This is a genomic window from Candidatus Nitronauta litoralis, from assembly GCA_015698285.1.
GTDB classification, from domain to species: Bacteria; Nitrospinota; Nitrospinia; order Nitrospinales; family Nitrospinaceae; genus Nitronauta; species Nitronauta litoralis.
In genome coordinates this window covers 2,700,897-2,712,584 of record CP048685.1, presented here as the reverse complement: position 1 = coordinate 2,712,584, position 11,688 = coordinate 2,700,897, and the positions used below count along the sequence as shown (strand labels likewise).

Genomic DNA, 11,688 nt, shown 5'->3' with positions numbered 1-11,688 from the left:
TCGATATTCCTGCTTGCAGATCAATTAGTTTTTCCATGCGCCCAATTTCACCCCCAAAATAGCCACTTGCGGATATTTACTTTTTACCCTAACCTTCTTAAGTGAAGCTATCGAGTTCCAAAGGTTTTCCTTCTAAAGCTTTTCTAATCAGGTCCGCCAGCATATTTTTATTTTAGTGAAAGGAATTTTTGGATGAGCACCCCGGAGACAATGGATACGATCAAGTTTTTCATGGAAGATCATATCATCAGCGTTAATTCTGAAAGCAGCGTGAAAGAAACTATTCAGGTGATGGCTGAAAAAAAAATCGGAGCGATTCTGGTCTCAAACGACAAAGACTATGTAGGGATTTTTACAGAAACAGACCTACTCAGAAAAGTGGTTGCAGTGGAAGCCGACACCCAGGCAGTACAAATAAAAGATGTTATGTCTCAACCGCTGGCTACCATCGACATGAACTCTACAATGGTTGCTGCCTTTGTCATCATGCAACAAAAAAACCTGCGGCACCTTGCTATCACAGACAAAAAACAGGTTGTCGGTATACTGTCAATTAAAGATATTGCAAACTACTACGTCAATAAGTTTCGTCCCAAAAAATAGTGCCCTAACACTGCTATAGGTTTTTACTTCCTAGACCTTCTTTTAACATGGACCCTTCTGAACAAAAAGCTCTAAACGACATTGACGAGTATGGATGCCATATTATTCAGGTTTTGGCGGAAGGTGACTATCCCGCATTTTCATACTCTATTGGCATCGCAACAACCTACCAAGAGCCTGATCTCTGTGTCATCGGTCTGAAAGAACCTATCGCAGGTTTTGTCATAAATGAATATGCAGCCCAACTGAAACAGGGCATACACTTTACAAATGGAAAACTTTATTCCGGATTCCTGGAAGGGTTTAACGTCTACTTTGAAACGGTATCTGAAAACCATTACAAAAATTATTTTGGGTATGCGACCTGGTATTATAAAGGCGACAATTTCAAAATGCGGCAATTGGTCTGGCCTACGACTTCCGGAGTTTTTCCATGGTCCGGAATTGGACCAGACATTTTCGAAGACTGGCAGCCAATACTAACGCATAATGGAAAAACAACTATTCCGCTATAATTTCCGCCATACCAGCCTTGCACCATTCCGGGATACCCTAAACTTTTTTCCATAATTTTAATTGATAGATTTTCCAGGACATCTTTAATGGAAGACAGCTTTTATCGATTGATAGCACTGGGTGGTTTTTTTATCATCCTGTTTCTTGCATGGGGGACAGGAGCACGATCCGCCATCAACCGCAAAACTGTTTTTGGAAGCCTCACCCTTATCTGGTTTATTGGCGCGCTCGTTTTCTGGTTTCCACCCTCGCGCACTGTGCTCAAGTGGGTCAACGATGGGCTGGTCGCCCTGTTATCCGCTTCGCAAAAAGGGTCGCTGTTTCTTTTCGGTCCCCTGGCATTGGGTCCGGGCCAATCCCTGCCAAACGGAACAACCTCAATTGGTTTCGTACTGGCCATGCAGGTTTTACCCGCGGTCATCTTTTTTTCTGCGTTAGTCTCGGCTCTTTACTACCTGAACATCATGCCAGCTATCGTGCGTGCTTTCGGAAAACTTTTCCACAAAACCATGAAATTATCTGGAGCGGAATCTCTTTCAGCTTCCGCCAATATTTTTGTAGGAATTGAATCGAGCTTAACAGTAAAACCCTGGCTCGCCAACATGACCCGCTCAGAATTACTAACCTTACTCACATGCATGATGGCAACAGTCGCCAGTACCGTGCTCGGTGTTTATGTCATTGCTTTGATCGGGGTGTTTCCCCAAATTGCCGGGCATCTTGTTTCCGCCTCGGTAATCTCGATCCCTTGCGCGGTTCTGGTCAGCAAACTGTCTCTGCCGGAAACGCAAACTCCCGAAACCCTGGGCAATGTTCCAGAAAAATCATCTGGCGCCTCTCAGGAAAAACCGGCCAACCTGATGGTCGCGCTGATTGACGGAGGCCAGCAAGGAACCAAAATGGCGGTAGGCATTGCAACCTTGTTGATTGTCGTACTCGGGCTGGAAGCTTTAGTGGACTTGATTCTCAGTATACTTCCGCAAATAGAGGATCAATCCATATCTGTTTCGCGGGTTCTGGGATGGCTGACCTGGCCCTTTGTTGTCCTGCTTGGGCTGCGCCCGGAAGAGTGGCAGGCTGCATCGCAAATTCTTGGATCGCGGTTTGTCGAAACGGAAGTCACCGCCTACTTTTCCCTGGGCTCTGCGCAATCAGCGACCCCACCCACTTTCTCTCCACGGTCTTTCACAGCGATGAGCTATGCCTTGTGCGGTTTTGTTCACTTTGCAAGCCTGGGAATCTTTATAGGGGGACTAGCCGCTCTGATTCCCAACCGAATGAGCGAACTCTCTCTTCTTGGAATTCGGGCCCTGTGGACGGCCTTCCTGGCGACCCTGCTAACCGGGTGTGTCGCCGGTGTTTTGGCGCACTAGACCATTTCCCTGCAGAGTTTTATGTAATATCTGGAGGACTTATTTTTTACTACCTTTATATTCTGTCAAAATTTCCTGGATCCGGTTCACTGCGGAGTCGATAGAGTATTCTGCCTCAACTTTTTCGCGCGATAACTGACCGTAACGTTTACGGAGGTCTGGTTTGTCTATCAGATTTTTCAGGGCTCTATAAAATCCTTCGACATCACCAGCAGGCACTATCAAATCCTCTTTTCCAAAATCCAGCACGCAGCTGACATCACCCACATCGCTTCCAACCGCGGGTTTTCCCATGCAGATACCTTCAAGAAGAGCGAGAGGCAGGCTTTCGGCCAGGGAACACAACATAAAAATATCGAGAGCATAAATATAAGGACGCATGTCCTCCACAAAACCGGGAAACAGGATATAAGCCTCTACTCCAAGGTCGCGGGCCTGCTGCTTCAGGTTTTCTTCCTCGGGTCCTTCCCCCATAATGATGCAGCGAACATCAGGGTTGGTTTTTAAAATCTTCGCGAAGGCCTCAACGAAAATATGTCCTCCTTTTACGAGATGAAGCCTGCCGACCGATCCTACAATCACTCCTTCAAAGCCTGGGAAAAGTGTCTCCCTGAAATTACGATCCCAGTCTGTACTCTTGTTGAAGTATCCGGTATCAATCGCATTTGGAATGAGGCGGACATCATCAACACCACACTCCGTTTTGATCCGGTGACGAAGGGCATTCGACCCCACAAGCACCGTCTGAGCCTTTCGAATCAACTTACGATCGACCCATTCAAAAAACCAGGTGCGTAAACCTGCGCTTTTACCAAGCCAACCGTGTATATGGGCAACCCAGGGGGTTTTGCTTAAAAACGATACGCAGAACACCAGAAGGTTGGAACGCATATCATGGGTGTACAGGACATCGGGCTGAAACTTGTCGATCACCTTGCGTGTAATTTTGACCGCATCAGGAAGGGATTTAAAACCATTCCACGGAATCAGTTCCAGATGATCCGGGTTTTGTTTCAGGAATTCCGGCTCGATGAAAGAAAGGGGTTCATCGGGAACATGGGTCATCACAATCGTTTTCAATTCGAAACGGGTTGTATCTATCCGTCCAAAAACGGATTTCAGAAGAGTTTCGATTCCTCCCGCCTTGTGATAATTGCTTTTAAAAAAAATAACTCTCAATTTTTAAAACCTTAGAGGAGCTTCGCGAAGGGGAAGAGGGGGAGGTTCAAAATTATCCGCGGGAGCGGGCTTTGGTTTTTCCTCTTCAATTTCATTTTCAGCCATACGATGGACTGCAACCGATAGACCCAGCACAATCCAAATGATTTTCTGTAATTGAGCATGCAATAACAGACCGAGACACCCGAACCCCAGAATTGAAATCATCACCATCGTGGCCATGGTACCGTATTTATCTCTTTTCGGTCCCTTTCGAATCCGGTTCATATTTTTCACCCCATGAAGCAAAAATGCCAGAAAAATTGTGATTCCGATCACTCCAGTCTCCGTGGCGACTTCCACATACATATTATGCGCTCCCATACTGTAGTCAGAATAGGTTGTCCGGGTCTGCTTGCGCAGAAGAAATACCATCCGGGCGGCTTCGGAATCCTGATTGTGCTTCATGAATTCAATTCCAAAATTACCACCTCCCACCCCTATCAGCCAGTTATTTGAAAACATGGCAAGTCCACCCGTCAATAATTCCCAACGGGTCGTGATGGAAGAACTCTCCTTATAATGGGATGGAGAAAAAACGCGCTCGAGGTATGTTGGTGGTGCTATTAGAATAAAAACAACCCCGCTCAGCATCAAGGCCACCGTTCGAACAGGAGTGATACGAATTACCTTGGTGACCACACAGAGCAACAGGACCCAAACGAACCCCACCAAGGCCATTCTGTCATGCGTGAGAACCATGGCTACAATTTCCATTCCCATGACGACCAGGGTTATCAGTCTGACCCAGGATCGGGAATTGAGGAATACAAAAAACGCAAGGGGTAGCGAAGTTACCAGAAAAAATGAAAGCCAGTTGGGATGCCCCAAAGTCCCGGTAGGTCTCACAAAGGTGCCTGACTTCAATTGTTCCGGATTGACGATTCCGGCTTCCTGGAATCCGAACTCCACCACAGATTTAGCCCCGGAAACCTGCATGGAAGGCAAGTAGACCTGTAAAATGGCCATCAGGCTGGCTACAAATCCCGTAAAAACCAGCAAATAAAAATATTTATGAATATTGTCCTTATTGACGATATTTGCGATCAGAAAAAACAAGAGGAAATTGGTAGAAAGCTTACTTACATCGGCCATGGCGACATTGGTATCGCTCGCGAACAATATTGAAAAAGCGGAAATAGCGATAAACCCCAAAGCCAGTCCAATTTGCTTGTTGAGAACGAACCCTTTTCTTCTGGTAAGAATTCCAAATGCCCAGGAGGCAGCAGTCAAGGCACCTACAATTTTAGCGATACTAAGGAAAAAAGTAGATTGGCCCAAACCACCAATACGACCAGGATTTTGAAAGTTGAGGACTGCAACAATTGTTAAAGCCAGACCAAAGGCGGGATACCGAAAGATAAGATAGGCTGCAATACTGCCAGCCATCAGGATAAGGCTTTTAACACCAAAAATAATGGTGGAGCAGGAAAGGGCAACGCAAAAAACTCCTGCAAGAATGTAACTGAGCCGCATTGCATTTCCTTCTTTGCCGGCAACCCTAAACCATCCAATTAATTGTCCGGCAACTCTTAACCCGCACGGGTTTTTGGAAGGAAACCCAAGACATCTTGTTCGCTTTCCTCCCTATTGGAGCTAACCGCTCCGGAACATATACCATTATACATCAAATAGTTACGTCGGAAAGGGCGGATTGGGACTGTTACATCTTAATCAGCCAATCATCAGCTGCAATATACATGTGAGGGCAACCCCCTTCAAAATCATTGGCACATAACGGGATTGCTCTCCAGTCTTTCTTGTTTGCCTTGCGAAAGTTTTTATAAGTTTTGTTGTTCCAGATATCCTGGAACTTGTGCTCACCCACATTGCCAAAGTTCACCGTGCCATCGTAGTCGAAACAACAAGGCGACACCGAGCCATCTGCCAGCACCACGGTTGAGGTCCACAGGTAGTCACAAACATTTTTCGTTTTGAGTTGCCAGCTGGCACCTTTCTCATCAACCTTGTAAAGGTTGTAGCCATCGGCTTCTGATGGTTCATTTTCATCTGTCTTAATGTATTCATGATCTTTTTCAGAATCCCCGGTTCCCCGGAACAGGAAAGGCCGTTTGACATACAGATTATCCGCGCCAAGGGACCTTACCATATCCGACATCTTATCGAGGTCCCCTTTGTTATGATTTAGAGGAATAAACTGGATATTGATTTCCGGCGTCTTGCTGCCCAGTTTCTTACGTGCCTCAACAAGGTGTTTCACGTTTGATACGATCGCTTCAAACTTGCCGCCCACACGGTAATCTTCATAGTTTTCCTTGGAAGCGCCATCCATCGCGATCAGGATCGAATCCAGACCGGCATCGATCAGCCCTTCAATCATGGATTTCTTTTCCAACTGAAAATTGGTGTAGAGGTCTACAAAGATACCTTTTTCTTTGGCATATTTGATCATCGGTAAAATCTGATGATTCAGGGTCGGCTCACCCATGCCATTCAGATTGATGTGATAAATATAATCGCCGATTTCATTCACAACCTTTTTGTATAAGTCGAAATCCATCAGCTCACTCGTTCGCGCGAAGGTTTCATTTCCAATCGGGCATAGGGGGCAACGCAACTGACAGGCGGAGCTGATTTCCATCATAATATGCGATGGAATCCCGTAAGCCCTATTACTCGCAATAGTACGTGATGCCTGCACGACCGCCTTGTTGGTCAATCGCTTGAATGTATGATTGGGTAAACTGATAAATTTCTTGTATTTTTCAACTACACTTTTCAAACTCATTGTCTTTTCCTATTGTCTTCACTTTAAGAAGGTTTAAGTTCCCGATTGAAACACGGCTTTATTTTCATGCCACTTTTTACCGCTTAGTTTTCACTCGAGATCAGCTTCATCAGGCGTTTGTCCGCCGGTCATAACCCGGTTCAGGGTTTAACCAGTAACGTTTATGAAAAAAAGAAGACAGGAAAACCCGAGAGTTAATTCTTGTCATCCTTTCGTGATTTAAAAATATCACTTACGTGATATAGCATTTCGCTGTCCCCTGCCTTGATTTTATTGAAGGGGTTCAACAGGTTATGAATGGATATGTTGCGCGGTCTCAACACGCAATGGTCGCATTCGCAACCACTCAACATTTCACTTTGTTCAGGAAGAGCCCGGGCTGCATCGCGGAAATTATTGTAATGATCCGAGTCCCAGCTCTTGCCAAAATCGTCAGCGTTTTCAATTTCTGAAAGCGGCTTGGTGCATTGGCAACAGGGAAGCACACTGCCATTACCGAGCACTCGTGCAAAATACCAGCCTACGTAACAAGGGACGACCTGAGGGCCTTTAATTACTTCGTACATATAGGACGGCGGTGTTGCCGCAAAAGTATTCAGGTTGGCATTCACACCCAGTTTTTCTGCTAGCTCCTTGGCCGCAGGAATTGAAGCCATCATATCCTTGTATTGCTGTTCAGACATTTTTAAATCCTGGCTTCCTTCATGTACCACTGTGTGGTTAAAGATAGCTTCATCGGCTCCCATCTCATGGACAACCGCCACCATCTTGTCCAGCTCTGCACAATTACGACTGGTGATCACAAATGAAATTCTTGTGTAAGGCGCCTCTCGTCCTACCTTCCTTTTATAGTCCGTGAGGTAACGAATATTCGCAATGACTTTTTTAAAGTTTTCCGGTGACTCCGTAACATGGATTTTCGGATATGTTTCAGGGTCGCCTGCATTCAACGAAAGTTGCAGTCGATCCAATCCGAGATCGACAAATGCCTCAGCCTGTTTTGCAAACAAGCGGGAGCCGTTGGTCACGATCCTTACATACATTCCTTTTTTCTTGGCATAGGCCACCATGTCGACAATATGTTTGTTCAACATGGGTTCGCCCTGCCCTACCATTTCGATATCAACGGTTCCTCTTTCGTGGAGGTCATCAAGAATGCCTTTATAATGTTCAAAAGACATGATCCCCGGGGTATTGTAAAAGGCCGATTTGGTCGTTTCACTGACATGAGTTTCCGGTGGGTGGTCCCCACACATCACACATTTATGATTACACGGGTCCGCAATTCCAAACTGAGCGTAAATCGGACCCGGTGGTTTTTTACTGCTGGTGATCCCCCAGATACTGAATGCGATCCGGACGCATTGCCTTAATTTTTTGCCGAACTTAACCATCTTGTCCAGCTTTGGAAAAGTCGGATACAACGGCTCTTTAATCAGCTTTTCCTCTAATGGTAATGTTTCCATTTCCCCCATCAATCTATTTTCTTTAGCTATAGTTCCCATTCCCCTCTCCCCATATTTTCCAGAATTCAATCTAGACAAAATGATCTAGTTTGTTCCCGCCCCCTCAACATCACTTTTTTGAAACCTGCTTTTAAGTTTCTTTATTGCGGGCGCCCAAATAAATTCCGCATCATGCAAAAGCCTGATGTGAAAATTGTTTTTATACACCTTTAACCAGACCCTGTCCTGCCTTCCCGTTAACAATGCGTTGATAAAGTAATCTTCACCCCGACCTACGATAATTCTGTCCATTCCATTTTCAATGCAGTGTTCAACAGCCTTCAATATTATTGAAATGCCCGGCGAATAATGATTGTAGTCCGGATGAATCGCCGTATTGTGAAAATGGAGTTCCTTTTTTGCAATCAGGGTGTACATATAAGAAAGAATTTTTTCGTCGGCTTCCAGTACGAACAAACAAAACCGGTTTTTTTCTGAAAACCGCTCCGTCAGTTTTGCATGAAACTGACGATTCTTTTCATTTGAAAATGCCCCGATCCCGGCAGTTCCTTTCCAGCTTCTGGATTCCAGCTCCATTATCCTCGGCAACAACCGTTCCACTTCCCAACGGTCTTCGTAAACTTTCAGCGTGTCATCGCCAAAATCCTTATTTATCCGGTTGCGGCTGAGCTTTATATTTTTTCTAAGGTTCTTACTGAGACCTTTCTTGAATTCTTCAATCGAACCCGGCATCGAAATATAACCGGATTTGGTTCCAACAAACTCTTCCAACAGAAACGAGTTTCCCCCAAAACTTTCTTTTACCAACTTCAAAAAGTTTGAGTCGGGAGCCATTTCCCTGAAATCCAGCACATCCCAAAGCTCACTGGCTTTAAGATGCTCGACTATGGCTGTCACACCTTCAGGACATTCAGGATCCCAGAGTATGTCCATTTGATCAGACCAACATAACCGGTTGTCGTAAGAAAACAATTTCGCAACCTTACTTAAACCACCGGTTCCGGTCGGGCCTGAGCCTGCGAAAGAAACACTCTTAAAAGAACACCCCATAAACCGGGATTCGGTTATTTCAAATGCTCCAAGAGCACAAACCCGACCTTCCTTTTCAGCCACCAGGATTAAAGGCGTTCCTCGCCTGAATGTTTCCAGGTAAGTGGAAATCCAGGAATAAGAAATATAGGGATTCGAACAGGAATGGGCCTCTCCCAAAACCTCCCAGCTATCCTTTAGGCCCGGGAACTCATCAAGAGCCTTGATTTCCCTGACCTGTATTGCGCTTTCCAACGATGGGGGCATTATTAAATGCTTTCACTTTCTAAATCAGGAGTCCGGGATGCTATCCCGGTAAAAAGCAATTGACCTGCCCCATGCGTTTCATTCAGCAACGCCAAGTTTCCGGCGGCTTCGACCTCATATATTAAAACACAAAACAGCAGACTGAACATAATCATGTGGGGCTATTCCTAATATTCTAATTAAATTCTAAAGCAATTCAGGACAAACAGGCCAAAAAGAAGGCATTAGGAAAAATGCGGTAATCGCATTAAATTCAATTTTATACACAACTAGAGGGCGTTCCGGTCCAACATCCGTTGAAACGAAAATAGCCCCAGGAGGTAATTCCCCTCCCGGGGTTTCCGTAAAACAAGTCACTAGAAATCACAGGTAGCAATGAATGCCCAGTTCTGAAGCTTTAACCTGTGGAAAGGGCTCAACCCTTCTTTCTTTAATTTAATGTCAGGATGGCCCCTGAATAAGGTGGCAAGCCCACCTCAGTGACGGGTTGTTTATGGAGGTTTTTATAGCCGGCCGGCACCGAAACCGTCATGGCCTTCCCGGTTGGATTCACCAACACCCTGGCATTTTCAAAATCTCTTTGATAGCCACCCTGGGCAATTTTCTTATAAGTGCCTTTTGCATTTCCTAAAGTAACACCCCACTCGGGTCGCCAGTGCAAGGCCCCCGCATGATCTTTACGAGTGAAGTAGAAGTACGTGCGCTCATTTTGCACCATGAGAAATGAGGCAAGCGCATAAAGGCGGGTTTGGTCGTCGTCATTATTGCCATAGACTTCCATGACAACCCATTTCCCATTTGCAGAAGCCTCCTGCAGATCCTGAAGAATGGTTTTTTCAAAGTACCATTTTTTAGTCGCATTGCTGGCATCCATCGACTTGTAAATACTGAACGCTTCGATCGCTGTTCCATCAACAATGTCAAGCATGCCCTTATTGGGCAGCGCGCCTCCTTTACCCGGCGAACGAGTGACCCCATTAAAAAAGATTTTTTTGTTGGAACCGGCGAAAGCCTGCTTCATTTTCCGAAGAAACTGATAGTTCCCTTCCTTCCATTTTGCAGTGGAATACCCTCGCGGAAACTTACCGCCCCGTCCAAGAGCAAATGGCGGAATATCCTCCGTAAGTGTATCAATGAATACTCCATCAAAACCATTCAGGTCAACATGTTTCCTGCTTTGCGCAGCGAAATAATCCTGCCACTCAGGGTTCGTGATATCCATCATTGGAAGCCGTTGCTCAACTTCCATCCCTTCGTAAACAGGACCACCGTAATGGATGATCTCATTGTCGTCTGTCCTTAGAGAATAGACCTCCGACCTCTGGTTGACTGCACTCTGCGAAGGAGCAGACCAGAACTTATCTCCGAAAATGAAATAAGGATTGTTGAATAACAGGATAATAGCGTTCGGATTTTCCCTCCGGATTTTGTCGACAACTTCCTTTTCAGGAAAAGCGACGAGAACAAAATCAGAGTGACTGCCAATAAACTTTAAACTGGAATCGGATTTCTCACTGTCGTTCATGACCTGGGCAAGTATCTGAATATCTCCCTTGTCATTATTTGGAGGGAGCGGTGCACTTGCGGTTACCGTCATTGGGGGTGCAGGTGCAGCAGCACGGGCCGATGCTGATGGCGGTTTACTGCCCTTTGTAGCCAATAACAGCGTTCCCCAGTCCAGGGCATTTTCTCCTTCGACCCCGGAAATACCACCCATTTCCATGCCCTGCATTTTAATGTTGAACTTGTCAAAGTAGACCACGTTCCACCGGAGTTCTCCTCCCGGCTTCACATTGATGTCGTACTTATCACCGGATGCCAGGGGGATGGCCACTTCAAAGTTGAATGTGCCCCCGTTGGACGAGGTGTGGGTGATTGTGCCCTGAATGTTCTGCGGCTCACTCTCTTCCTCCACACCTTGCGCCTGCTCTTCAGGCGACAACTGCCGGAGATCTTTTACATAGGGCTCACCGTTGATTATGTATAGAGACTTTTTATCTTCACCCGGCTGCACCATCCCATCGTTGTTATTATCAAACAGGATAGTGAAGTTATCCATCAACAGGGATTCGATCGTCATCCCCATGGACCCGTCCAGCTCCTCCCTCTCCAAAACGCCTGCAAGGTACAGGTGGGTCTGGTCGTTTTTCACATAAAGGGTGAACGGATGGCTCGAAGGATTCTCTCCTGCAATGGTGTACATCCCCATAGTGACGGAAACACGATTCGCATCATTCCACTCGGATGGACTAACAGTACCATCAAGATTTGGTTTCTTGGTTGCCCAGTAGGAAGCAGTGGTCTCAAGGGGGGGGCTTGCGGGCTCAACCGGCCCGGAACTTTGCGTGCCGGAGTTGCCTGGAACTGGACCCGCTATATTGGGTGCGGGGGAACAACCGACAACAAAGGCCAAAAATGCAGACAGCATTAACCGGGAACGAACCAGAAACCTTGGCATTGAGAGGAT

The 11,688-nt window shown here is 46.0% G+C and carries 10 protein-coding genes; 3 read left to right on the top strand and 7 right to left on the bottom strand.

Annotated elements, in window-relative coordinates; genetic code table 11:
- Positions 1 to 192: 192 nt before the first annotated feature.
- From G3M70_12325 to G3M70_12315, 3 genes are all read left to right on the top strand, one after another.
- Complete coding sequence (locus G3M70_12325) at positions 193 to 603, top strand: CBS domain-containing protein (GenBank protein ID QPJ62615.1); 411 nt, start codon at positions 193 to 195, stop codon at positions 601 to 603.
- Positions 604 to 650: 47 nt separating this feature from the next.
- Positions 651 to 1,118 carry a DUF4262 domain-containing protein gene (locus G3M70_12320; GenBank protein ID QPJ62614.1) on the top strand — a complete coding sequence of 156 codons (468 nt, stop codon included), beginning with the start codon at positions 651 to 653 and terminating at the stop codon, positions 1,116 to 1,118.
- An 87-nt stretch (positions 1,119 to 1,205) separates the two neighbouring features.
- A complete protein-coding gene (locus tag G3M70_12315) occupies positions 1,206 to 2,492 on the top strand; it encodes a nucleoside permease nupX (GenBank protein ID QPJ62613.1) in 1,287 nt (428 codons plus the stop codon).
- 39 nt (positions 2,493 to 2,531) lie between these two features.
- Here G3M70_12315 and G3M70_12310 read toward each other — a convergent pair whose 3' ends face one another.
- The 7 genes from G3M70_12310 to G3M70_12280 form a co-directional block, all read right to left on the bottom strand.
- Positions 2,532 to 3,671, bottom strand: coding sequence for a glycosyltransferase family 4 protein (locus G3M70_12310; protein ID QPJ62612.1), 1,140 nt, complete (start codon positions 3,669 to 3,671; stop codon positions 2,532 to 2,534).
- A 3-nt stretch (positions 3,672 to 3,674) separates the two neighbouring features.
- On the bottom strand, positions 3,675 to 5,186 hold the full coding sequence (locus tag G3M70_12305) for a hypothetical protein (protein QPJ62611.1): 1,512 nt from the start codon (positions 5,184 to 5,186) through the stop codon (positions 3,675 to 3,677).
- A 187-nt stretch (positions 5,187 to 5,373) separates the two neighbouring features.
- On the bottom strand, positions 5,374 to 6,459 hold the full coding sequence (locus G3M70_12300; protein QPJ62610.1) for a radical SAM protein: 1,086 nt from the start codon (positions 6,457 to 6,459) through the stop codon (positions 5,374 to 5,376).
- Between the two features lie 194 nt (positions 6,460 to 6,653).
- Positions 6,654 to 7,964 (bottom strand): radical SAM protein, encoded by a 1,311-nt coding sequence (locus G3M70_12295; protein ID QPJ62609.1) that lies wholly within the window; start codon positions 7,962 to 7,964, stop codon positions 6,654 to 6,656.
- Positions 7,965 to 8,009: 45 nt separating this feature from the next.
- Complete coding sequence (locus tag G3M70_12290) at positions 8,010 to 9,221, bottom strand: GNAT family N-acetyltransferase (GenBank protein QPJ62608.1); 1,212 nt, start codon at positions 9,219 to 9,221, stop codon at positions 8,010 to 8,012.
- Between the two features lie 2 nt (positions 9,222 to 9,223).
- Positions 9,224 to 9,376: a hypothetical protein gene (locus G3M70_12285; protein ID QPJ62607.1), complete on the bottom strand. Its 153-nt coding sequence runs from the start codon at positions 9,374 to 9,376 to the stop codon at positions 9,224 to 9,226.
- 275 nt (positions 9,377 to 9,651) lie between these two features.
- The gene (locus tag G3M70_12280) at positions 9,652 to 11,679 is read right to left on the bottom strand and encodes a hypothetical protein (protein QPJ62606.1); all 2,028 of its coding nucleotides are present in this window, start codon (positions 11,677 to 11,679) and stop codon (positions 9,652 to 9,654) included.
- Between the last annotated feature and the right edge of the window lie 9 nt (positions 11,680 to 11,688).

What these genes read in the sequence shown, in the direction of transcription:
- G3M70_12305 (QPJ62611.1), bottom strand. Translation starts at nt 5,186, where the DNA reads ATGCGGCTCAGTTACATTCTTGCAGGAGTTTTTTGCGTTGCCCTTTCC.
- G3M70_12295 (QPJ62609.1), bottom strand. Translation starts at nt 7,964, where the DNA reads ATGGGAACTATAGCTAAAGAAAATAGATTGATGGGGGAAATGGAAACA.
- G3M70_12290 (QPJ62608.1), bottom strand. Translation starts at nt 9,221, where the DNA reads ATGCCCCCATCGTTGGAAAGCGCAATACAGGTCAGGGAAATCAAGGCT.
- G3M70_12280 (QPJ62606.1), bottom strand. Translation starts at nt 11,679, where the DNA reads ATGCCAAGGTTTCTGGTTCGTTCCCGGTTAATGCTGTCTGCATTTTTG.
- G3M70_12320 (QPJ62614.1), top strand. Translation starts at nt 651, where the DNA reads ATGGACCCTTCTGAACAAAAAGCTCTAAACGACATTGACGAGTATGGA.
- G3M70_12285 (QPJ62607.1), bottom strand. Translation starts at nt 9,376, where the DNA reads ATGATTATGTTCAGTCTGCTGTTTTGTGTTTTAATATATGAGGTCGAA.
- G3M70_12315 (QPJ62613.1), top strand. Translation starts at nt 1,206, where the DNA reads ATGGAAGACAGCTTTTATCGATTGATAGCACTGGGTGGTTTTTTTATC.
- G3M70_12300 (QPJ62610.1), bottom strand. Translation starts at nt 6,459, where the DNA reads ATGAGTTTGAAAAGTGTAGTTGAAAAATACAAGAAATTTATCAGTTTA.
- G3M70_12325 (QPJ62615.1), top strand. Translation starts at nt 193, where the DNA reads ATGAGCACCCCGGAGACAATGGATACGATCAAGTTTTTCATGGAAGAT.